This window comes from Acidovorax sp. LjRoot129 (genome assembly GCF_964253765.1).
Taxonomy (GTDB): domain Bacteria; phylum Pseudomonadota; class Gammaproteobacteria; order Burkholderiales; family Burkholderiaceae_C; genus Acidovorax.
In genome coordinates this window covers 3,115,110-3,135,408 of record NZ_CAXUSE020000001.1, presented here as the reverse complement: position 1 = coordinate 3,135,408, position 20,299 = coordinate 3,115,110, and the positions used below count along the sequence as shown (strand labels likewise).

Genomic DNA, 20,299 nt, shown 5'->3' with positions numbered 1-20,299 from the left:
CGGGCGGTCTACTGCGTTGCTTTTCTTGCCAATAGCCGGGCTATTGGCTGCAAAAAGACGCCTTGTAGCCCCTCCCGATCCGCACTCTCACCGCCTCGCGAGGGTTATGCAGGCCATCCTTAAGAAAGAAAAGAAATCATGTTCAACCACTTCACCCCAGCCATGCTGGAACTCTTTGCGTCGTCGCTGTGGGAAACGCTCATCATGGTCGGCATCTCCGGCCTGGTGGGCGGTCTGCTGGGCGTGCCGCTCGGCGTGTTCCTGCGCCTGACCGACCACGGCGGTGTGCTCGAAAACGGACCCGTCAACAAGCTCGTGGGCTGGCTGGTCAACGCCGTGCGTTCCACGCCTTTCATCATCCTGCTGGTGGCCATCATCCCGTTCACGCGGTTGATCACCGGCTCGTCCATCGGCACCGCAGCCGCCGTGGTGCCGCTGACGCTGGCCGCCGCGCCCTTCGTGGCCCGCCTGGTCGAAGCCGCCCTGCGTGAGGTGGACCACGGCCTCGTTGAAGCCGCACAGGCCATGGGCGCCACCACCAGCCAGATCGTCTGGAAGGTGCTGCTGCCCGAGGCGCTGCCCGGCATCGTCGCCGGCCTGACCATCACGTTCGTGAGCCTCACCGGCTACTCCGCCATGGCCGGGGCGATTGGCGGCGGCGGCCTGGGCGATCTGGGTATCCGCTACGGCTACCAGCGCTTTCTGCCCGAGATCATGCTGGCCGTGGTGCTGGTGCTGATCTTCTTTGTGCAGGCCGTGCAGAGCCTGGGCGACTGGGCGGTGCGCAGGCTGAGCCACCGTTGAGTAAGGGTGGTTCCATCACGGGATGGAGGGGCAGGGCGCTTTCCTCTCAGCCCGGCACGCGGTAGTGGTAGCCGTACGCTGTCTTGAACCCCATCGATTCATACAGCCGCAGCGCTGGCGCATTCTGCGCACGCACTTGCAGATAAGCCGTTGTCGCGCCGGCTTCGGCCGCCCAGTGCAGCAGCGCCTCCACCAGTGCCCGTCCGCGCCCACCGCCCCGGTGGTCGGGCGCCACCGCCAGGTCGTACAGGCCGACGGCGCCGCGCTCTAGCACTGCCAGCCCAAAGCCCACGGCCTGGCCCTGCACGTCTTGCAACGCAAACGCAGCGGGGTGGGCAATGGCCTGGAGCATGCCGCGGTGCAATCCGCGGTGGTGCAGCGCCACACCGTTGGCAGCCGCAAACCCGTCGAGCCACGCATCGGACGCAGCCGTGTGGACCACCGTGCTGCCATCGGGCTTGGCTGCGGCCCCCAGGGACAACGGCCGGTGCAAAACGAGTGAGGGATCAAAGTGCTGGTAGCCCGCGTCGGCCAGCGCCTTGTCCGCATCGGGCGGCGCCAGCGGCGACAGCCGAAACACCGCCGGCAGACCGTGCCGCGCATACAGCGCCGTGGCCGCGTCGAGCACACCGTCAAACGGTGCACCCGGCAGCAACGCGTTGACCGAGTTGGCGCGCTTGGTGTAGCCCCCCGACAGCCGGAACACCCAGCCCCGGTGAAACACCGTCTGCCGCGCCGGCCAGGCGTTGAAGGCGCGCTCTTCCAGGGCGCGGATGACTGCGGTGGGGGCGGCGAGGGTGGTGTCTGTCATGCGGCGTTATACCAACGGGAGGGGCGTTGGCGCCTCATGCGTGTGGCACCGGCTGGGGCTTCGCGCCGACTACTATTTTTGCTGGTTGCTACATAAATAATAGCTACAAGTGCTTATTTAATAAGCGCTAGAGGCCTTTTTTGTTCGTATTCAACTCTGGAGAGGGCCTGTACGGTGTCCCGCAAGATGCCCAGGCGCTCGCTTGCGCGGAACCCCTCACTCGGTCGTGATCTTGTGGTCCACCACCAGCTTTGCAAACCGTGCCGTGTCGCCGGCAATCTGCTCGGCCATCTGAGCGGGCGTGTTGCCGATGGGTTCGGCGCCGATGTCCTGCATGCGCTTCTTGAAGTCGGGTGACAGGATCACCTTGACCATCTCGGCGTTGAGTTTGGCCACCACGTCGGCGGGTGTGCGTGCGGGGGCCAGCACGCCAAACCAGGTGCCGATGTCAAAGCCCGCAAAGCCGCTTTCCTGCAGCGTGGGCACGTCGGGCAGCGACGACGACCGCTTGGCCGTGGTGACGGCCAGCGCGCGCAGCTTGCCGGCCTTGATGTGCGGCAGCACGGGCGTGATGGTGTCGAACGACATCGACACCTGCCCGCCCAGCAGGTCGGTGGTGAGCGGCCCGCTGCCCTTGTAGGGCACGTGCAGCAACGGCTGGCCGATGGTGGTGGAAAACTGCGTGCCGATCAGGTGCTGCGCGGTGCCTGCACCGTTGGAACCGTAGGAGAACTTGTCGGGCGCTGCCTTGATCAGGGCCACGAGTTCCTTCACATCCTTGGCGGGCGTGGTGACGCTCACGGCCAGCACATTGGGCACCAGCGCCACGGTGGTGATGGGCGCAAAGCTCTTTTGAAAGTCGTAGTTGAGCTTCTTGTAGACGCTCGTGGCAATCGTGTGGTGCACCGCGCCCATCAGCAGCGTGTAGCCGTCGGCGGGTGCCTTGGCCACGTAGTCGGCGCCGATGGTGGCGCCCGCGCCGCCGCGGTTTTCCACGATCACGGGCTGGCCCAGGGCCGTGCTCAGCTTCTCACCCAGCGCTCGCGCCAGCACGTCGGTGGTGCCGCCCGCAGCAAACGGCACGACGATGGTGACGGGCTTGGCGGGCCAGGCCTGCGCGTGGGCGGCCGTGCCGGACAGCAGGCAGGCGGCTGCGGCAACGACCGCCAGGGCCATCAGGTGGTGGCGGCGCACAGGCTGCGCAATGCAACGGTGTTGGGTGGTAAGGCGGTTCATGGTTTGTCTCCAGAGGGGTTTTGATGCGGCGGGTGCACGGTCTTTGCGGCCTTGTTGTTGTGCCCGCCGTTGAGCACGCGCCCGCCTGGGCTGGGCGCGGGCTTGCAGCGTGTGACGTCAGGCGGCCTTGCGTGCCGCCTGTGTGCCGCTGACCAGCGCACACACGGCGTCGGTCACCTGGGCCGTGGTGGCCGTGCCGCCCAGGTCGCGCGTGTGCAGTGCGGGGTTTGCGGTGACCTGTTCGATGGCCTGCATCACGGCGCGTGCGGCTGCGGTTTCGCCCAGGTGCTCCAGCAGCATCACCACCGACCAGAAGGTGCCAATGGGGTTGGCCAGGCCCTTGCCCATGATGTCGAACGCGGAGCCGTGGATGGGCTCGAACATGCTGGGGTAGCGGCGCTCGGGGTCGATGTTGCCGGTGGGGGCAATGCCCAGGCTGCCGGCCAGCGCGGCGGCCAGGTCCGAGAGGATGTCGGCGTGCAGGTTGGTGGCGACGATGGTGTCGAGCGTGGCGGGGCGGTTGACCATGCGGGCGGTGGCGGCGTCCACCAGTTCCTTGTCCCACGTCACGTCGGGGAACTCGGCAGACACCTGCGCGGCGATCTCGTCCCACATCACCATCGCATGGCGCTGGGCGTTGCTCTTGGTGATGACGCTGAGTTGCTTGCGGGGGCGCGATTGCGCCAGGCGGAAGGCGTAGCGCAGGATGCGCTCCACGCCCACGCGGGTCATGATGGACACATCGGTGGCTGCCTCGATCGGGTGGCCCTGGTGCACGCGGCCACCTACGCCGGAGTATTCGCCCTCGGAGTTTTCGCGCACGATGACCCAGTCCAGGTCTTGGGGCGTGCAGCGTTTGAGCGGTGCGTCAATGCCCGGCAGGATGCGCGTGGGCCGCACGTTGGCGTACTGGTCGAAGCCCTGGCAGATCTTCAGGCGCAGGCCCCACAGCGTGATGTGGTCGGGGATGTCCGGGTCGCCGGCCGAGCCGAACAGGATGGCGTCCTTGCCGCGCAGGGCATCCAGGCCATCGGCCGGCATCATCACGCCGTGGGCGCGGTACCAGTCGCCGCCCCAGCCAAAGTTTTCAAACTCGAACTGCAGGTCCGCATGGTGCGCGGCCAGGGCTTCGAGGACGCGTTGGCCGGCGGGAATCACTTCCTTGCCGATGCCGTCTCCGGGGATGGTGGCGATGGTGTAGGTGGTCATGGGATGTAGCGTTGAAACGCGGTGAGGGGGTGGTGGAACGGGAGGTGGTGGAGTGGAACTGTAGGCCTGGACGCAGCGCCGCAACGGCGATAAAGTGAATGCATCGTTAACTTGCAGTTAAGACCCAATCGATGAGTTCCAGCACCATCCAGCCCGCCGAACTGGGCTTTTTCTCGACCCTGGCTGCCAGCCCCAGCCTGAGCGCCGCCGGGCGCGAGATGGGCGTCTCCACCGCAGCCGTCAGCAAGCACCTGGCGCAGATGGAGCGGCGCCTGGGCGTGGTGCTGGTCAACCGGTCCACGCGCCGTATGAGCCTCACGCCCGAGGGCGAGCTGCTGCTGGAGCACGCGCGCCGCATCCTGCGCGAGATCGATGCGCTCGATGAACTCATCGTGCAGTCCAAGGCCAGCCCCAAGGGCCTGCTGCGCGTGAACGCGACGCTGGGCTTTGGCCGCACGCACATTGCGCCGGTGATCTCCGACTTTGTGCGGCTGTACCCCGAAGTCGATGTGCAGTTGCCGCTGTCGGTGCACCCGCCGCCGATCACCGACGACGCCTACGACGTGTGCGTGCGTTTTGGCGAGCCGCCCGATGGCCGCGTGATTGCCCGGCGCATAGCCCCCAACCGGCGCGTGTTGTGCGCCGCGCCGGCCTACCTGGAGCGCCACGGCCGCCCCCGCGTGCCGCGCGACCTCATGGAGCACCGGTGCATCGGCATTCGCCAGGGCGACGAGGCTTATGGCCTGTGGCGCCTGACCACCGGGCGCGGCAGCAAGGCGCACACCGAGTCCATCAAGATCGCCGGCAACCTGACCACGAACGACGGCGAGATCGCCGTGTTGTGGGCGCTGCAGGGCCACGGCATCGTGATGCGCGCGGAGTGGGATGTGAACCGGCATCTGGCGCAGGGGCTGCTCGAGCCCGTGCTGCCGCAGTACCAGACGCCCGCCGCCGACATCTACGCGGTGTACCCGCAGCGGCACCAGTTCTCGACGCGGGTGCAGACCTTTGTGACTTTTCTGGCCGCGTCGCTGGCCCAGTCGGGCGCGCTGGCGGGTGTGGATACCGCGCAGGACGCGCGCGCTGCGAAGCGTTCCTGATCGGGCTCGGAGGCCGGTAAGGGGCACCGCATTTGCTTCAGCATGCCATGGCGCGTTAGCGACTTAGCGACGTGGCCGTGCGGCGGATGGTCTTCGCAGTTCGCTGCGCGGCGGCTCTTCAGATCAACCCGAGAGCCGCACCAACAGCAGCCCGCCGCACACCAGCATCGCCGACACCATGCGCGCCGGGCCCATGCGCTCCTTGAGCAGCGAGGTCGAGATCAGCGCCACCAGCAGCACGCTGGTCTCGCGCAGCGCCGAGACCGCGCCCATGGGTGCCCGCGCCAGCGCCCACACCGCAATCCAGTACGCCCCCATCTGCATCGAGCCCGCTGCGGCGCAGCGCCACAGCATGGGGCGGTTCACGCAAAAGGTGCGGGGCCCTTTCCAGCACAGCACGATGAGGGCGGTGGCAATACCGTCGCCCAGCGTAAGCACCACCGCAAAGCCAATGGCCGACTGTGCCTGCCGCGCGCCCAGCGCGTCCACCACCGTGTAAGCCGCAATCAGCACGCCCGTCAGCAGTGCGTAGCCGACCGCCTTGCGCTGGCTGCGCTGGGTGGGACTGGCGCCTCCGCTGCGGATGAGCGCAAGCGACAACACCCCCGCGCACAAACAGCTGACGCCCCACAGCGCGCCAGCGCTCGGCCATTCGCCCGCAAATACCGCCGCGCCAGCCATCACCAGCAGCGGCGCCGAGCCGCGGGCAATGGGGTACACCTGGCCCATGTCGCCGTGGTTGTAGGCCACCGGCAGGGCAAAGTGGTATGCCGTGTGCACCACGATTGAGAGGCCCAGCAACGGCCAGCTGGCCGCGGCGGGCAAGTCGACCCAAGGCAGCACCAGCAGCGACAACCCGCTGCCCATCAGCGTGGTGATAGCCATCGCGGTGATGCGGTCGCCGCCCACCTTGATGGCGCTGTTCCAGCCCGCGTTGAGTGCGGCCGACAGCAGCACGATGAAGAAAACGTCGTTGGAAAGCATGGCAAACAGGGCGTTTTTGAGTTGCCCGGATCATGTTTTTGGCTCAGACATCTGTAAAGTTGAATTCAATGACGATTGAACTCAGGATTACTGATGCGAAACCTCAACCTGGACCAGGTTCAGACCCTCATTGCCATTGCCGACCTGGGCACCCTTGCGGCGGCGGCGCAAGCGCTGCACCTGGCACCGCCCACGGTCAGCCTGCACATCAGTGAACTGGAGTCGCGCCTGGGCGCATCGCTGGTGGTGCGGGGCCGGCGCCAGGCCAGCCTGACGCCCGCGGGCCAGGCGCTGGTGGATGGCGGGCGCCGATTGCTGGCGGGGGCTGACGAGGTGGTGGAACAAGTGCGCCGGCGCGCCCAGGCCCTCGAAGGCATGGTGCGCCTGGCCACCACGGCAGGCGTGAGCGCGGGGCTGCTGCCGCAGCTGCTGGACCTGCTGGCCCGCCAAAGCCCGGGGGTGGATGTGAAACTGGACGTCCTCAACTCTGCCGAGGCGATGGCGCGGCTGCGCGCCGGCACGCTCGACCTGGCCATCGTCGCGCTGCCGCAGGCATCCGGCAGTGGCGTGTGGGTGGACCGCTGGCGCAGCGACCCGATGGTGGCGCTGGTTCCCGCTGCGTGGGATGCGCCAGCAGAGGCCACGCCGCAGTGGCTGGCCGATCAGCGCTGGATGTCGTTCGGCCCGGCCACGCAGATGTACCGGCTGATTGCCGGCTGGTTCGCGCAGGCGGGCCTGAACCCGCGCCCGCGCATGGAGCTGAACCACCCGCTGGCGCTGCGCAGCCTGGTGGCGGCGGGCCAAGGCGTGGCGGTGTTGCCGCTGGAGCAACCGGAGCTGCCGGGCCTGGCGGACGCGCGGGACCTTGCGGGGCTGCAGGTGTGTCCGCTCAGCCCGGCGTTGCTGCGTGAACTGGGCCTGGCGCGGCGCTCGCCGGAGACGGACGACCCGGCGATTGCGGCGGTGCGGCGCGCGTTGGAATCGTTTGCCACGCCGCGGTGAGGCCCGGGCTGTAGCACCCGCAGCAGCCGCTGCGGTGTGGGGTGCTGGGGGCGGGCTTTGACAGCGTTGCGGAGGCAGGTACCGCGCTGCAAGCGGCTGGCTCAGGGGACGGGCGGCAGCGGGCGTCTCGGCGTTGCCGACGGATCCTGCATCTGATCCTCTGCAATGAATTGCGGGAGCCGTCGGTACAGCTCTGCTTTCGCCGCTTCGTGGTCGGGGAACACATCCTTCCAGCGCGTCTTGAAGGCCATCCGGCTCCCGTCGATTTCGGTCTCGTAGTGGATGCCGATGACAAAACCCGCCGCAGCGGGGGCGACGTGCAGGTCGTGTTGGAAGCCGTCTTTGCTCACGACGATGGCCACGGGAGGCGTGCTGAATGCGGGGTACTCGCGTGCGTAACGTTTGTCCAGCTGACCCTGCCAGAAGAGGTAGATGGCAAAGCAGCCGAAGAAGGCCACCATCAGCAGCAATATCCGCCATTCCAGCAGGCCGATGCCTAGCGCCAGCAGCGCTGCGGGCACCAGGCAGCCGGACAGCGTGATGAAGCCGTCCTTGTGGACCAGCGGCAGGATCCACGCGAGGTTGATGAGCACGAGCGCCGCGCCAAATTGCAGGATGTGCGCAAGGTTGTCGGTCACAGGTGCCTGCAAAAGAAGGTGGTGCCGCACATCGCGCCGTCGGGCATGAGGGCGTAGTCGGGCACGATGCCCACGCGCTGCCAGCCGGCGCGTTCGTACAAGCGTTCGGCGTCGCCGCCGGTCACGGTGTCGAGCACCAATACGGTCTTGCTCTCGGTGCGTGCGGCGTTGTCCACCGCGGCCATCAGGCGCTGGGCCACGCCCTGGCGGCGGGCGCTGCGGTGCACCAGCATCTTGGCCACGTCGGCGCGGTGGGGCTGGTTGTCGGGCATGGCGGTGATGAGCTGCACGGTGCCCACGATGCGGCCACCGGTGTCCTCGGCCACCAACAGCACGCGGTCGTTGCGGCCCACGCCATCGGCCACGCCGCGCCAGAACGCCAGGGCCTTGTCGCGCGGCAGCGGCCACATGAAGCTGACCGAGGCGCCGCCCTGTACGCAATCGATCAGCACGTCGGCCAGGGCATCGACGCTGGCGGCGGCCTCGTTGGCGCCGAGGCGGCGGATGGTGATGGGGGAGGAGGTCGTGGCGGCGCTGGCCGTGGTCGTTGCCGTCGTGGTGATCATGGTTTTCTCCGGGCGGCGGGGGCTGTGGGCGCGGGCGCGGCGAAGCGGTGGGGCGCCATGCCCACCGTGGTCAGCGCCACCAGATAGCGCGCCGGCTCGCTGCCGGGGTTGTGGAACACGATGGGCTGGTGCAACTGCATGGCCAGGCAGTCGCCCGCGTGCAGCGGCCAGGTGGTGTCGCCCACGGTCAGGTTCATGCGCCCCTCCATCAGCCACACCTGCTGGTGAATGTCGGCGTCGTGCACGGCGGAGTCCAGGGCCACGCGCTTGCCGGGCGGGAACACCACCTCCACCAGCTGCAGCGGCGAAGGCGCGGGAGGCGACAGCCGGCGGCGCACATAACCCGAGGCCGGGTCTTGCCACTGCGGCTGGTCGGCGGCGCGGATACAGGGGGAGGGCGGCGCGGTGCTGTCGCCGGCCGCGCTGTCTTCAAAAAACGAGGCCAGCGCCACGCTCAAGCCAATGGCGAGTTTGTCGAGCACCGCGGCGGTGGGGCTGCTCTGGCCGCGCTCGATCAGCGAGATGTTGGACCGGCTGACACCGCTGCGTTCCGCCAGGGTGTCGAGCGAGTAGCCGCGGGCGTCGCGCAGTTCGCGCAATCGCTGGGCAATGCGGATGTGGATGTCCATGTCGGCAGTTTAATGGAAATTGTGTCCATAAAACTGGAAATTATCAGAGACCCAGGGCGCCTCAACGGGTGGCGGGCACACGGTCATTGGGAGGAGCCGTATCAGTTCAAAAGGCTTTGCTATGATTTATATAGCTATAAATGCAATAGGAACAAGCGCTGGGCCCCGTTTTTACTTCAATTTTGGCCACTGCGCCCACCTGGCAGTGCCCACATGGCGATTCTGATAGTGTGTACACAGAGCATTTCACCAAACGCCGCGTATCGCCCACTGGAGACAACCCATGGCCCTGCCTTTTCACACCCTCGACGCCGACCTGTTCGCCCGGGCCCAGCCCTTGCTGGACGAGGAGTGGCTGGCCCGCGACCCCGATCTGGCCCCGGTGCTGCCCACGGTACTGGCCCGCAATGTGGGGCAGGACTGGCACAAGGCCGGCACGTTTCGCCACCACCTGGTGGGCGTGGCGCGCTCGCTCACCCTGTGGCAGCAGCCGCGGGACGTGCGTCTGCTCGGGCTGCTGCACAGCGTGTATGGCAATGCGTTTGTGGACCTGGTGAAGTTCGACCCCGCCAAGGAGCGGGCCCGGGTGCGCGAGATCGCGGGCGAGTCGGCCGAGCACCTGGTGTACCTGTTCTGCACCCAGTCGCGCACGCAGTTTGTGCAGAAGGTGCTGGCCGGGGCGCTCGAGAGCGACGGCAGCCTGGTGCTCGACAAGGACGGCGCCCCGCATGTCCTCACGCCCTATGAAGTGGCGGCTTTCATCATCGTGAGCATGGCCGACACCATCGAGCAATGGTTCAGCTGGCAGGACGACATCTTCTCGCGCTTTCCAGCCGTGCAGCATCGGCCGCAGCCCGTGCACTGGGCGGCATCGCTGTGGCCCGGGCCAATGCGGCCGAGCGGGCGCATGGTCTCGCAGATCAACGGCCTGGGGCTGGCACTGCAGCACCCGGGCTTGAAGGGACTGCTGCCCACGCCGCCGGTGTTTGCCCACTGCACACAACCACTGGCCGCCGCGGATGAGGCGGCCGCCACATCGCTGTACTGGTCGGTGATCCAGCAAGACCAGCCCCTGGTGGACCTGGACGTGGCGACGGGCGTGCTGGAAAGCGCCGTGCGCCACAACCCCTGGGTGGGCGAGCCGCAGATGGTGCTGGCGCAGCTGTACCTGTCGGCTGGCCGCAGGGACGACGCGCGGGCCGCGGCATCCAGTGCGCTGCAGCTGTTCAGCGCCTGGGGCAGTTCATGGGACAAGCGCGTGCAGTGGGATGCCTGGGTGGCGTGGACGCGCATCCTGCTACAGGGCGCGACGGTCGAAGGCACGTGGCCGGAGCGCCTCGATAGGCTCAACAACGTGGCGCTTCGGACTTAAAGCGGCGGGAGAAGAAAGAAAAAAAAGCGGCTTTGTTATGCGAATGGGTTGTAACGACATGAAAACTTAGTCGTTCCGGTTTTATCGGGGAAACCCTAGGATGTCAGTCATCTCTCAACGAAAGGTTTTCCCCGTGAACAAGCGCTCGCTGCTCCAGACCACTTTGGCCCTCGCTCTCGCTGCCGGCTTTTCGACCGGCGCCATGGCGCAAGACAAACCCATCAAGGTGGGGGTGACCGGTGGCCCCCATGCGCAGATCTTCGAGCAGGTCAAGAAGGTTGCCGAGAAGGACGGCCTCAAGATCCAGATCATTGAGTTCAGTGACTACGTGCAGCCTAACGCGGCCCTGGCCGCCGGCGACCTGGATGCCAACAGCTACCAGCACAAGCCCTACCTCGACGCGCAGATCGCCGACCGCGGCTACAAGTTTGCGCCCGTGGGCTACACCGTCAACTTCCCCATCGGCCTGTATTCCAAGAAGGTTAAGAAGCTCGAAGACCTGAAGGAAGGCGCCAAGTTCGGCATCCCCAACGACCCTACCAACGGCGGCCGCGTGCTGCTGGTGCTGCAGGACAAGGGCCTCATCAAGCTGCGTGACGGCGCCGGCCTCAAGGCCACGCCGCTTGACGTGGTGAGCAACCCCAAGAAGATCAAGTTTGTGGAGCTTGATGCCGCCCAGCTGCCGCGTTCGCTCGATGATCTCGACGCCTCGGCCATCAATACCAACTTTGCGCTTTCGGCCGGCCTGAACCCTGGCAAGGACGCCATCGCGCAAGAAAACGCCAAGAGCCCCTACGTCAACCTGATCGCCGTGCGCGACGCCGACAAGGACAAGCCCTGGGTCGCCAAGCTGGTGAAGGCCTACCACTCGGAAGAAGTCAAGAAGTTCATCCAGACCGAATTCAAGGGCTCGGTGCTGCCAGGCTTTTGAGGGCCTTGAAGCCCGGAGAGCCTCTTCGGGTTTGAACGGAAGAAGGGTGGGCGGCCGCCGGTGCAGCGCGCCACGGTGCCGCCCGGCCACCGCCTGCCGGGCCACCCCTGAAGGAGTCCGCGCATGGCGCATTTCGACACCATCGTCATCGGGCTGGGCGCTGTCGGCGCGGCCACGCTGTACCAACTGGCGCGCCGTGGAGCCCATGTGCTGGGGCTGGACCAGTTCCAGCCGCCACACAGCCTGGGCTCCTCGCACGGGCAGACCCGCATCACGCGCCTGGCCGTTGGGGAGGGCGACGAGTACGTGCCCCTGGTGCGCCGCTCGCACGAGATATGGCAAGAGCTGGAGGCCGTCACCGGCCAATCGATCTACACCCGCACGCACGGCCTGGTGCTCGGGCCGCGCGATGGCATGGCCCTGCGCGAAGGCAAGCCCGATGACTTCGTGCGCCGCACCATCGCGATTGCGCAGCGCCACGGCATTGCCCATGAGGTGCTGGACACGGCCGACCTGCGCCGACGCTACCCGCAGTTTCGGCTGAACGACCACGAGTTTGCGTACTGGGAGCGTGATGCGGGATTCGTGCGGCCCGAGGCCGCCATCAGTTCCCAGCTGCAGCAGGCGCAGGTGCACGGAGCGGCGGTGCAGACCCAGGCGCGGGTGACCGGCCTGGCGCGCGAAGGGGAGCATTGGCGCGTGGTCACCACCCAGGGGATCTACAGCGCTGAGCAGGTGGTGCTGGCGGCCGGGCCCTGGTTGCCCGGTTTGCTCGGGCGGGAGCTGCAGCATGCCTGGGCGCCCAAGCTGGCCGTTTACCGCCAGGTGATGTTCTGGTTCGACGTGGGCACAGCCACGCCGTCGTTCGAGCCTGGGGCGTTTCCCGTTTTCATCTGGACTTTTCGCGACGGGCCGGACGACTCGATCTATGGGTTTCGGGCGGCGGATGCGGGTGCACCAGCCTTCAAGGTGGCAACGGCCCAGTACCTTGAAACGACGACGCCCCACAGCGTGGACCGCACCGTGGCCGATGGAGAGCGGGACGCCATGCTGCACCGCCATGTGCTGCCGCGCTTTCACGTCCCGACAGCCCGCTGCACCGATGCGCGCGCGTGCCTGTACACCGTGACACCCGACCATGGCTTTGTGGTGGACCGCTTGCCCGGCTGGCCGGGCGTGCACGTGGCCTCGGCCTGCTCGGGCCACGGTTTTAAACACTCGGCCGCGGTGGGCGAAGCACTGGCGCAGCAGGTGATCGACCTGCCGGAGCGCCTTGATCTGCGGCCCTTCGGCCACGCACTCCACGGGCTGGCATCGAGTCCGCCGTGTGATCTGCCTTAAAGATGTTTTGGTTTTATAGAAACCAAATTTTATTCTTTTGGGTTTTATGGGAGGCGTTCTAGAGTGGGACCCATGTTCACAGCAGCCCGCAGAGGACTGCAACAACCCCTCCCCAAAGGACCCCGCCATGTCTTCATCCATCGCTACCCAGGACGCAGCCCTCGCCCCCGAACTGGAATCCGCCCGCTCGGTCGCTCTGGCGTCCGGCCTGCCCTATGCGGGCGGGGTTTCGCCCGCCGTGGCGTGGAAGCTCATGTCCGCCAGCGAAGCCGTGCTGGTGGACGTGCGCTCGGCCGAAGAGATGAAATTTGTCGGCCAGGTACCCGACAGCCTGCACGTGCCGTGGGCCACGGGCACCGCGCTGCAGCGCAACCCACGCTTCGTGCGCGAGCTGGAGGCGCGCCTGGCCCCACACGGCGGCAAAGACGCCACGGTGCTGCTGCTGTGCCGCAGCGGCAAACGTTCGGCCCTGGCGGCCGAAGCCGCAGCCAAGGCGGGCTTCACCCAGGTGTTCAACGTGCTGGAAGGTTTTGAGGGCGAGATCGACGCACGCCAGCAGCGCGGCGGCTCCGACGGCTGGCGCTTTCACGGCCTGCCCTGGGTGCAGGACTGAACTGGCTCCCTGCCCGGCGGTGTGCCCGCGGCCGATTCCCCACCCCTGACCCACGCTTTGAGTACCTCCATGGCCGTCTTCGACATCGAACCCATCGTGCAATCGCTGCACGCCGTGCGCCGCGACTGGCGCAGCCTGCAAAAACGCTCGCAGGAGCCCGGCGGGCGCGAGTTCCCCTCGCGCGATGCGCTGGCCGACATCGTGGACAAGCTCAAGGGCGTGCTGTTCCCCATGCGCCTGGGCCCACCCGACCTGCGCCAGGAGAGCGAAGATTTTTACGTCGGCCACACGCTGGACGCCGCGCTGCATGCGCTGCTGGCCCAGGTGCGGCTGGAGCTGCACTACGTGCTGCGCCACCAGCCGGTGGAAGAACAGAACATCGAAAAGCGGGCTGTGCAGGCGGCCCGCACGTTCGCTGCGGCGCTGCCCGACATCCGCAGCCTGCTCGACAGCGACGTGCTCGCGGCCTACCACGGCGACCCGGCGGCACGCAGCGTGGACGAGGTGCTGCTGTGCTACCCCGGCATCCTGGCCATGATCCACCACCGCCTCGCGCACAGCCTGTACCAGCTGGAGCTGCCCTTGCTGGCGCGCATCGTGGCGGAGCTGGCCCATGCCCAGACCGGCATCGACATCCACCCGGGCGCGCAGATCGGCGCGGGCTTTTTCATCGACCACGGCACGGGTGTCGTGATCGGCGAGACCGCAGTGATCGGCGAACGGGTGCGCGTGTACCAGGCGGTCACGCTGGGCGCCAAGCGCTTTCCCACCGACGAGGAGGGGCACCTGCAAAAGGGCCTGCCGCGCCACCCGGTGGTGGAGGACGACGTGGTCATCTACGCCGGCGCCACGGTGCTCGGCCGGGTGACGCTGGGGCGGGGTGCCACCATTGGCGGCAATGTCTGGATCACGCACGATGTGTCGGCCGGCGGCAACGTGACCCAGGCCCTGTCGCGCAACAACGGACACCACGACGGCCCTGCTGCAGCAGCACCCGGAGCGGCCACCGCATGAGTGATTTGCTGGTGCGCAGCTTTGGTTCGGCGGTGCGGAGCCTGCGCGAGTCGCGCGGCTGGTCGCAAGAGCAGCTGGCCGAACACGCCGACCTCAACCGCTCCTACGTGGGCGAGGTCGAGCGCGGCCGGGCGATCGCCTCGCTGGTCACGATCGACAAGCTTTCGCAGGCCCTGGGCGTGAGCAGCGCAACCTTGCTGGGGCATTGCGACGAATTGAGCAGCGCCAGTGCACTGAAAGGCCTGCCTTTGGCGGCTATAGCATGTTGAAGCGATAGCAGGAGCCTCCGACACTGGTTGGGAATCGTTTATTCACCCAACCTTCTGACACGGAGCCTCACATGACGGCAACAGTGGGCGGCACGCCCGCCCTTGGCGACAACGCAGCACGGCAACTCGCCAACGCGACCAAGACCACCGCGCAACTCTCGACCATCTCTCCGCGCTGGCTCACGCACCTGCTGCAGTGGGTGCCGGTCGAGGCAGGCATCTACCGCCTGAACCAGGTCAAGAACCCCGAGCTGATCAAGGTCACCTGCACCGCCCGCGAGGAAGAGAACCAGCTGCCCCGCACCTTCGTCGACTACGAAGAGAACCCGCGCGAGTTCTTCCTGAACGCCGTGAGCACCGTGCTCGACGTGCACACCCGCATCTCCGACCTGTACAGCAGCCCGCACGACCAGATCAAGGAACAGCTGCGCCTGACGATCGAGACGATCAAGGAGAACCAGGAGAGCGAGCTCATCAACAACCCCGACTACGGCCTGCTGGCCCAGGTGACGGAAGAGCAGCGTGTGTTCCCGCTCACGGGCGCGCCCACGCCGGACGACCTCGACGAGCTGCTCACCAAGGTCTGGAAGGAGCCCGCCTTCTTCCTGGCCCACCCGCTGGCGATTGCCGCCTTCGGCCGCGAAGCCACGCGCCGCGGCACGCCGCCGCCCACGGTGAGCCTGTTCGGCTCGCAGTTCATCACCTGGCGCGGCATTCCGCTGATCCCTTCGGACAAGGTGCCCGTGGCCGATGGCAAGAGCAAGATTTTGCTGCTGCGCGTGGGCGACAAGCGCCAGGGCGTGGTCGGCCTGTTCCAGCCCGGCCTGCCGGGCGAGCAGAGCCCCGGCCTGTCGGTGCGCTTCATGGGCATCAACAACCATGCCATCGCGTCCTACCTGATCTCGCTGTATTGCTCGCTGGCCGTGCTCACGCCCGACGCCCTGGCGGTGCTGGACGACGTGGAGATCAACAAGTACCACGACTACCCCGACACCTACAAGTAAAGCGGCCGCGTGGTGACCATTTCTTCCCCCACCCCTGCCAGCGTGCCCGCCACGCTGCAACCGCCGATCGACACGGCGCTGCTCGCCAGCCTGGCGACGGCGCTGTTCGCCGCTGCGCCCGGGGAGCAACCCCGGTTTGCCGGCCCGGCTGCAGGCCTGCCGTCCACGCCACCGGGCTCGCTGCCCGGTGCAGGGCAGGCCACGCCGCTGCCGCCTGGCGTGCAGGCGCCCGTCAACATCGCACCGGCCGGCTCGCCGCTGGTCAGCCCTGCGGGCTTCGGCCCCGGCGTGCCCGGTACGCCCATCCCGCAAGGGCTGGTGCCGGGTGCCAACCTGGTGCCCGCCTCGCCCACGCCGGTGGCATCGCTGGCGCACCGCGCGCCGGCCCTGCTGCCGCATGCGGTGGCGGGCAATGGCGTGCCCGATTCGGTGATCAGCACCTTGCCGGCCTACGAGCCGCGCTTTGGCAGCGGCGTGCTGGGCGTGCCCGAGGCAGCGCCCGCCCAGGCCGCCCCTGCGGTGGCGCAGGGCGCATCGCCGTACTACTTCCTCGGTGAGCGCCATGGCCATCCGCTGGCGGCCGACCGCGCACCCAAGCTGACCCCGCCCGACGGGCATGGCGCGGCTCCTGGCGGGCTCGACGCCCTGGCACGCCTGCCCTTCGCCGCACCCGAGGTTCCGCGCGTGGGCTCGCCCACGGCCGGCACCGGCGTGCCCAGCACCGTGCCGTCCACCGAACCCCGGTTCTACTTTGCCGACGCCGTGGTGCTGCCCGGCGGCTACACCACGCCCGGCCGTGGCTCCGCTACCGGCAATGTCCCCCAGGCCGACCGCAGCGCCCACCCGGCCTTCGACGTGCATGCGGTGCGCCGCGACTTTCCTGTGCTGCAGGAGCGGGTCAACGGCCGCCAGCTCGTCTGGTTCGACAACGCGGCCACCACGCACAAGCCGCAGTCGGTCATCGACCGCATCAGCTATTTCTACGCGCACGAGAACTCCAACATCCACCGCGCGGCGCACGAGCTGGCTGCGCGCGCGACGGATGCCTACGAAGGCGCGCGCCAGCGCGTGCAGCGCTTCATCAACGCACCCGACGTCAACGAGGTGATCTTTGTGCGCGGCACCACCGAGGCCATCAACCTGGTGGCCAAGAGCTGGGGCGCGCAGCATGTGGGCGAGGGCGACGAGATCATCGTCAGCAACCTTGAGCACCATGCCAACATCGTGCCCTGGCAGCAACTGGCGGCCGCCAAGGGCGCACGCCTGCGCGTGATCCCTGTGGATGACTCGGGCCAGGTGCTGCTCGATGAGTACCAGAAGCTGCTCAACGACCGCACCAAGATCGTCGCCGTCACCCAGGTCTCCAACGCCCTGGGCACCGTGGTGCCGGTCAAGGAGATCGTGGCGCTGGCCAAGCGGGCGGGCGCTACCACTCTGGTCGATGGCGCGCAGTCGGTCTCGCACATGCGGGTGGACGTGCAGGACCTGGGGGCCGATTTCTTCGTCTTCTCGGGGCACAAGGTCTTCGGGCCCACCGGCATCGGTGTGGTCTGGGGCAAGCGCGCCGTGCTCGAAGACATGCCGCCCTGGCAGGGCGGCGGCAACATGATTGCCGACGTGACCTTCGAGAAGACGGTGTTCCAGCCCATCCCGAACAAGTTCGAGGCCGGCACCGGAAACATCGCCGACGCCGTGGGCCTGGGCGCCGCCATCGACTATGTGAACCGGGTGGGCATCGAGAACATTGCGCGCTACGAGCACGAGCTGCTGGTCTACGGCATGCGCCACCTGGGTGCGATCCGTGGCGTGCGGCTCATCGGCACAGCCGACGACAAGGCCAGCGTGATGTCCTTCGTGCTCGCGGGTTACACCACGGAAGAGGTAGGCAAGGCGCTGAACGAGGAAGGCATTGCCGTGCGCACCGGCCACCACTGCGCCCAGCCCATCCTGCGCCGCTTTGGCGTGGAGACCACGGTGCGGCCGTCGCTGGCGTTCTACAACACCTTCGACGAGATCGACCGCCTGGTGGCGGTGGTGCAGCGCCTGGCCGGGCAGCGGCGGGCGGGGTAGGGCAGGAACCACGAAGAAAATCGCGGCCTCGCGCTTGTTCTTATTATGTTTGTTGCTATACAAAATATAGCAATTGCACTAACAAGGTTGCCAGTCCTCGGGGGCGATGCGGCCTATCATGGCAGCCGCCGTGTGCTGCATGGTCGCCCGGCGCTGCCGGCGCGCCCTGTGCAGTGCTTTCTCCGTTGTCGTTCGCTAAACAAGGAGTTTCCATGAGCATTGTTCAGATCGCCGTCGTCGTCGGCAGCCTCCGCAAGGAGTCGTTCAACCGCCAGCTGGCCACGGCCATCGAGCGGCTGGCGCCCGATGAATTCAAGTTCTCGCACATTCGCATCGATGACCTGCCCCTGTACAACCAGGACGACGATGGGCAGCAGGCTGCGTCGGTGCTGCGCCTCAAGAGCGAGGTCCAGTCGGCGCAGGGGTTGTTGTTTGTGACGCCCGAGTACAACCGTTCCATCCCGGGCGTGCTCAAGAATGCGCTGGACCATGGCTCGCGCCCCTACGGAAAAAACGCCTGGGCTGGCAAGCCGGCGGGTGTGATCGGGGCGTCGGTGGGCGCCATCGGCACGGCGCTGGCGCAGCAGCATTTGCGCAACGTGCTGGCGTATCTGGACGTGCCCACGCTGGGCCAGCCCGAAGGGTTCATCCATGCCAAGGAAGGCCTGTTCGACGCCAGCGGCAACGTGGGCGAGGGCAGCAAGAAGTTCCTGCAGGGCTGGGTGGATGCCTACGCCGCGTGGGTCAAAAAGCACATCTGAGCTTCTGATCGCTCCATGAAAAACGCCGCCTTTGCTGGGCGGCGTTTTGTTTGGCTGGCCCGATACCAGGTCAGGCTGCCTGTGCAACCTGAGGCTGATTGGCCGGCACGCTGGTGTGTGCCTGGATGTCCTTGTCAGCGCTGGCAATGGCCAGGGCCTTGGCGTCGGGGCCCATGCCCACACCTTCGGCGCGCACAAAACGCACATCGGTGATGCCAAAGAAGCCGAACACCACTTTCAAGTAGCTCTCCTGGTGTTCCATCGCCTGACCGCCTTCGCTGGACGAATACACGCCGCCACGGGTCGATGCCACGATCACCGTCTTGCCACCGGCCAGGCCCACAGGGCCCTTGTCGGTGTACTTGAACGTGCGGCCCGCCTGGGCAATGCGGTCGATCCAGGCCTTGAGCTGGCTGGGGATCGAAAAGTTGTACAGCGGAGCGCCGATCACGATCACGTCCGCCGCGAGAAACTGGTTCACCAGGGCTTCAGATAACGCGTTCTGCTGGCGTTCCGCGTCCGTCGCCGCAGCTTGGCCCGTGCGAAAACCGAGGGACTCTGCCGCCAGATGCGACGGCGCCTCGGTGGCCAGGTCCAGGTACTGGACGCGGGTGCCGGGGTGCGCCGCTTGCCACGCCGCTACCGTGCGGGCGGTCAGCTGGCGCGAGACGGATTGTTGGCCGGTAATGGCGGAGTCGATGTGAAGCAGTTGCATGGGAAGCTCCTTGGGTCTGCGTTGGGTGGTGCCACGGTGTGTGGCCATGGGATGAATTGTGGGCATCCATGCAAATGTTGATAAGGCGGTGAACTTGCGATAGATTGTTCTATCCATAGAACGATCCCTATGGGTCCCGAATGGATTGCCGGCCCTTCAGCCCGATCCACAGGTGCCTCGGGATCTACAACTCAGCGCTTCGCAACAACGTGGTTGGGCCTTCCCGCCTTGCGTCAGACCCTCCATTTGCATCACTCGCTCTCACCATGCAAGACCTCAACGACATGCTGTATTTCGCCGAAGTGGTGGAGCGGGGTGGCTTTGCCGCTGCGGGCCGCGCGCTGGGCATCCCCAAGTCCCGCCTGTCGCGGCGCGTGTCGGATCTGGAAACGCACCTGGGCGTGCGCCTTCTGCAGCGCACCACCCGCAAGCTTTCGCTGACTGAAGTGGGCGAAGCCTATCTGCGCCACTGCCAGGCCATGCGCGAGTCGGCCCAGGCTGCGGCAGACACCGTGGCCCAGGTGCAGACCGCACCGCGCGGCACCATCCGCGTGAGCTGCCCGGTGACCCTGGCGCAGACCGTGCTGGCTGAGCTGATGCCCCGGTTCCTTGCGACGTATCCCGAGGTGCGTGTGGAGATGATGGTGAGCAACCGGGCGGTGAACCTGGTGGAAGAGGGCATCGACGTCGCCCTGCGGGTGCGGCCTTCGGTGGAGGACAGCGGCAGCATGGTGGTCAAGCGGCTCGACCACGCCACGCAGATCCTGGTGGCCAGCCCCGAGCAGCTCATTCGCCAGGGCACCCCCGAGACGCTGGACGACCTGGCCCGGCTCGACAGCATCGCCATGTCGGCGCCAGACGGCCGCTCGAGCTGGAATCTGATTGGCCCTGGCGGCGTTCACCAAGTGGTGCACTACACCCCCCGCTATGTGGCCGACGACCTGCTCACGCTCAAGATCGCAGCGATGGCGGGCACGGGCATCTGCTGGATGCCGGACTACATGTGCCACGAGGAAATCCGCGCGCGCCGCCTGGTGCGGGTGCTGCCCGACTGGGCGCCGCTGCCTGCCATCGTGCACGCCGTGTTTCCGTCGCGCCGCGGCCTCTCGCCGGCAGTGCGCCGATTTCTGGACTACCTGGGCGAAGCCATGCCCGGCCGCAGCAGCCTGATCACGCGCCAAGCGCTGGAAGGGGTAGACGGCGCCGACATCTGAAAGGCCTCGTCCGGGG

General features: G+C 67.1%; 21 protein-coding genes. 13 read left to right on the top strand and 8 right to left on the bottom strand.

Translation table 11 applies throughout. The annotated features are described in order from the left end of the window. Positions 1 to 138 precede the first annotated feature (138 nt). A complete protein-coding gene (locus ACSQ3Q_RS14435) occupies positions 139 to 804 on the top strand; it encodes a methionine ABC transporter permease (protein WP_436135051.1) in 666 nt (221 codons plus the stop codon). A gap of 46 nt (positions 805 to 850) precedes the next feature. Here ACSQ3Q_RS14435 and ACSQ3Q_RS14430 read toward each other — a convergent pair whose 3' ends face one another. From ACSQ3Q_RS14430 to ACSQ3Q_RS14420, 3 genes are all read right to left on the bottom strand, one after another. After that, entirely contained in the window at positions 851 to 1,615 is a 765-nt protein-coding gene (locus ACSQ3Q_RS14430) for a GNAT family N-acetyltransferase (RefSeq protein ID WP_436135050.1), read from the bottom strand. Between the two features lie 216 nt (positions 1,616 to 1,831). Beyond that, positions 1,832 to 2,851 (bottom strand): Bug family tripartite tricarboxylate transporter substrate binding protein, encoded by a 1,020-nt coding sequence (locus ACSQ3Q_RS14425; protein WP_436135049.1) that lies wholly within the window; start codon positions 2,849 to 2,851, stop codon positions 1,832 to 1,834. Between the two features lie 117 nt (positions 2,852 to 2,968). After that, positions 2,969 to 4,060, bottom strand: a complete 1,092-nt coding sequence (locus tag ACSQ3Q_RS14420; protein ID WP_436135048.1) for a tartrate dehydrogenase — start codon at positions 4,058 to 4,060, stop codon at positions 2,969 to 2,971. 131 nt (positions 4,061 to 4,191) lie between these two features. Between ACSQ3Q_RS14420 and ACSQ3Q_RS14415 the strand changes: the two genes are divergently transcribed. Continuing rightward, positions 4,192 to 5,160: a LysR substrate-binding domain-containing protein gene (locus ACSQ3Q_RS14415; protein ID WP_436135047.1), complete on the top strand. Its 969-nt coding sequence runs from the start codon at positions 4,192 to 4,194 to the stop codon at positions 5,158 to 5,160. Between the two features lie 123 nt (positions 5,161 to 5,283). On the opposite strand, the gene ACSQ3Q_RS14410 is transcribed toward ACSQ3Q_RS14415, so the two are convergent. Beyond that, entirely contained in the window at positions 5,284 to 6,144 is an 861-nt protein-coding gene (locus ACSQ3Q_RS14410; protein ID WP_436135046.1) for an EamA family transporter, read from the bottom strand. A gap of 93 nt (positions 6,145 to 6,237) precedes the next feature. Between ACSQ3Q_RS14410 and ACSQ3Q_RS14405 the strand changes: the two genes are divergently transcribed. Then, complete coding sequence (locus ACSQ3Q_RS14405) at positions 6,238 to 7,146, top strand: LysR family transcriptional regulator (RefSeq protein ID WP_436135045.1); 909 nt, start codon at positions 6,238 to 6,240, stop codon at positions 7,144 to 7,146. Positions 7,147 to 7,247: 101 nt separating this feature from the next. Here the strand turns inward: ACSQ3Q_RS14405 and ACSQ3Q_RS14400 are convergent, their stop codons facing one another. From ACSQ3Q_RS14400 to ACSQ3Q_RS14390, 3 genes are read right to left on the bottom strand one after another with little or no spacing between them, the layout of a single operon-like run. Further along, positions 7,248 to 7,784 carry a hypothetical protein gene (locus tag ACSQ3Q_RS14400; RefSeq protein ID WP_436135044.1) on the bottom strand — a complete coding sequence of 179 codons (537 nt, stop codon included), beginning with the start codon at positions 7,782 to 7,784 and terminating at the stop codon, positions 7,248 to 7,250. Then, positions 7,781 to 8,350: a GNAT family N-acetyltransferase gene (locus tag ACSQ3Q_RS14395; protein ID WP_436135043.1), complete on the bottom strand. Its 570-nt coding sequence runs from the start codon at positions 8,348 to 8,350 to the stop codon at positions 7,781 to 7,783. Before ACSQ3Q_RS14395 ends, ACSQ3Q_RS14400 begins: the two co-directional genes overlap by 4 nt. Next, positions 8,347 to 8,979, bottom strand: coding sequence for a helix-turn-helix domain-containing protein (locus ACSQ3Q_RS14390; RefSeq protein ID WP_436135042.1), 633 nt, complete (start codon positions 8,977 to 8,979; stop codon positions 8,347 to 8,349). The genes ACSQ3Q_RS14395 and ACSQ3Q_RS14390 overlap by 4 nt, the downstream gene beginning before the upstream one ends. 283 nt (positions 8,980 to 9,262) lie before the next feature. On the opposite strand from ACSQ3Q_RS14390, the gene ACSQ3Q_RS14385 reads away from it, so the two are divergent. From ACSQ3Q_RS14385 to ACSQ3Q_RS14345, 9 genes are all read left to right on the top strand, one after another. Then, the gene (locus tag ACSQ3Q_RS14385; RefSeq protein WP_436135041.1) at positions 9,263 to 10,351 is read left to right on the top strand and encodes a DUF6817 domain-containing protein; all 1,089 of its coding nucleotides are present in this window, start codon (positions 9,263 to 9,265) and stop codon (positions 10,349 to 10,351) included. A gap of 133 nt (positions 10,352 to 10,484) precedes the next feature. Beyond that, on the top strand, positions 10,485 to 11,282 hold the full coding sequence (locus ACSQ3Q_RS14380; RefSeq protein WP_436135040.1) for a MetQ/NlpA family ABC transporter substrate-binding protein: 798 nt from the start codon (positions 10,485 to 10,487) through the stop codon (positions 11,280 to 11,282). Between the two features lie 123 nt (positions 11,283 to 11,405). After that, complete coding sequence (solA, locus tag ACSQ3Q_RS14375) at positions 11,406 to 12,623, top strand: N-methyl-L-tryptophan oxidase (protein ID WP_436135039.1); 1,218 nt, start codon at positions 11,406 to 11,408, stop codon at positions 12,621 to 12,623. A 127-nt stretch (positions 12,624 to 12,750) separates the two neighbouring features. Further along, the gene (locus tag ACSQ3Q_RS14370; RefSeq protein WP_436135038.1) at positions 12,751 to 13,236 is read left to right on the top strand and encodes a rhodanese-like domain-containing protein; all 486 of its coding nucleotides are present in this window, start codon (positions 12,751 to 12,753) and stop codon (positions 13,234 to 13,236) included. A 69-nt stretch (positions 13,237 to 13,305) separates the two neighbouring features. Next, positions 13,306 to 14,250, top strand: coding sequence for a serine O-acetyltransferase EpsC (gene epsC / locus ACSQ3Q_RS14365; RefSeq protein WP_436135037.1), 945 nt, complete (start codon positions 13,306 to 13,308; stop codon positions 14,248 to 14,250). Further along, positions 14,247 to 14,519 (top strand): helix-turn-helix domain-containing protein, encoded by a 273-nt coding sequence (locus ACSQ3Q_RS14360; protein WP_436135036.1) that lies wholly within the window; start codon positions 14,247 to 14,249, stop codon positions 14,517 to 14,519. The genes epsC and ACSQ3Q_RS14360 overlap by 4 nt, the downstream gene beginning before the upstream one ends. Positions 14,520 to 14,590: 71 nt before the next feature. Beyond that, the gene (locus ACSQ3Q_RS14355; protein ID WP_436135035.1) at positions 14,591 to 15,523 is read left to right on the top strand and encodes a family 2A encapsulin nanocompartment shell protein; all 933 of its coding nucleotides are present in this window, start codon (positions 14,591 to 14,593) and stop codon (positions 15,521 to 15,523) included. Between the two features lie 12 nt (positions 15,524 to 15,535). Next, positions 15,536 to 17,593: a family 2A encapsulin nanocompartment cargo protein cysteine desulfurase gene (locus tag ACSQ3Q_RS14350; protein WP_436135034.1), complete on the top strand. Its 2,058-nt coding sequence runs from the start codon at positions 15,536 to 15,538 to the stop codon at positions 17,591 to 17,593. 212 nt (positions 17,594 to 17,805) lie between these two features. Continuing rightward, positions 17,806 to 18,354, top strand: coding sequence for an NADPH-dependent FMN reductase (locus ACSQ3Q_RS14345; RefSeq protein ID WP_436135033.1), 549 nt, complete (start codon positions 17,806 to 17,808; stop codon positions 18,352 to 18,354). Positions 18,355 to 18,424: 70 nt separating this feature from the next. Here ACSQ3Q_RS14345 and ACSQ3Q_RS14340 read toward each other — a convergent pair whose 3' ends face one another. Continuing rightward, positions 18,425 to 19,069: an FMN-dependent NADH-azoreductase gene (locus tag ACSQ3Q_RS14340; RefSeq protein ID WP_436135032.1), complete on the bottom strand. Its 645-nt coding sequence runs from the start codon at positions 19,067 to 19,069 to the stop codon at positions 18,425 to 18,427. Between the two features lie 266 nt (positions 19,070 to 19,335). Between ACSQ3Q_RS14340 and ACSQ3Q_RS14335 the strand changes: the two genes are divergently transcribed. Further along, on the top strand, positions 19,336 to 20,283 hold the full coding sequence (locus ACSQ3Q_RS14335; protein WP_436135031.1) for a LysR family transcriptional regulator: 948 nt from the start codon (positions 19,336 to 19,338) through the stop codon (positions 20,281 to 20,283). The last annotated feature ends 16 nt before the right edge of the window (positions 20,284 to 20,299 follow it).

Bases quoted from the DNA above. Each gene is read 5' to 3' on its own strand.
- ACSQ3Q_RS14435 (WP_436135051.1), top strand. From the start codon at position 139: ATGTTCAACCACTTCACCCCAGCCATGCTGGAACTCTTTGCGTCGTCG.
- ACSQ3Q_RS14430 (WP_436135050.1), bottom strand. From the start codon at position 1,615: ATGACAGACACCACCCTCGCCGCCCCCACCGCAGTCATCCGCGCCCTG.
- ACSQ3Q_RS14425 (WP_436135049.1), bottom strand. From the start codon at position 2,851: ATGAACCGCCTTACCACCCAACACCGTTGCATTGCGCAGCCTGTGCGC.
- ACSQ3Q_RS14420 (WP_436135048.1), bottom strand. From the start codon at position 4,060: ATGACCACCTACACCATCGCCACCATCCCCGGAGACGGCATCGGCAAG.
- ACSQ3Q_RS14415 (WP_436135047.1), top strand. From the start codon at position 4,192: ATGAGTTCCAGCACCATCCAGCCCGCCGAACTGGGCTTTTTCTCGACC.
- ACSQ3Q_RS14410 (WP_436135046.1), bottom strand. From the start codon at position 6,144: ATGCTTTCCAACGACGTTTTCTTCATCGTGCTGCTGTCGGCCGCACTC.
- ACSQ3Q_RS14405 (WP_436135045.1), top strand. From the start codon at position 6,238: ATGCGAAACCTCAACCTGGACCAGGTTCAGACCCTCATTGCCATTGCC.
- ACSQ3Q_RS14395 (WP_436135043.1), bottom strand. From the start codon at position 8,350: ATGATCACCACGACGGCAACGACCACGGCCAGCGCCGCCACGACCTCC.
- ACSQ3Q_RS14390 (WP_436135042.1), bottom strand. From the start codon at position 8,979: ATGGACATCCACATCCGCATTGCCCAGCGATTGCGCGAACTGCGCGAC.
- ACSQ3Q_RS14385 (WP_436135041.1), top strand. From the start codon at position 9,263: ATGGCCCTGCCTTTTCACACCCTCGACGCCGACCTGTTCGCCCGGGCC.
- solA (WP_436135039.1), top strand. From the start codon at position 11,406: ATGGCGCATTTCGACACCATCGTCATCGGGCTGGGCGCTGTCGGCGCG.
- ACSQ3Q_RS14370 (WP_436135038.1), top strand. From the start codon at position 12,751: ATGTCTTCATCCATCGCTACCCAGGACGCAGCCCTCGCCCCCGAACTG.
- epsC (WP_436135037.1), top strand. From the start codon at position 13,306: ATGGCCGTCTTCGACATCGAACCCATCGTGCAATCGCTGCACGCCGTG.
- ACSQ3Q_RS14360 (WP_436135036.1), top strand. From the start codon at position 14,247: ATGAGTGATTTGCTGGTGCGCAGCTTTGGTTCGGCGGTGCGGAGCCTG.
- ACSQ3Q_RS14355 (WP_436135035.1), top strand. From the start codon at position 14,591: ATGACGGCAACAGTGGGCGGCACGCCCGCCCTTGGCGACAACGCAGCA.
- ACSQ3Q_RS14345 (WP_436135033.1), top strand. From the start codon at position 17,806: ATGAGCATTGTTCAGATCGCCGTCGTCGTCGGCAGCCTCCGCAAGGAG.
- ACSQ3Q_RS14340 (WP_436135032.1), bottom strand. From the start codon at position 19,069: ATGCAACTGCTTCACATCGACTCCGCCATTACCGGCCAACAATCCGTC.
- ACSQ3Q_RS14335 (WP_436135031.1), top strand. From the start codon at position 19,336: ATGCAAGACCTCAACGACATGCTGTATTTCGCCGAAGTGGTGGAGCGG.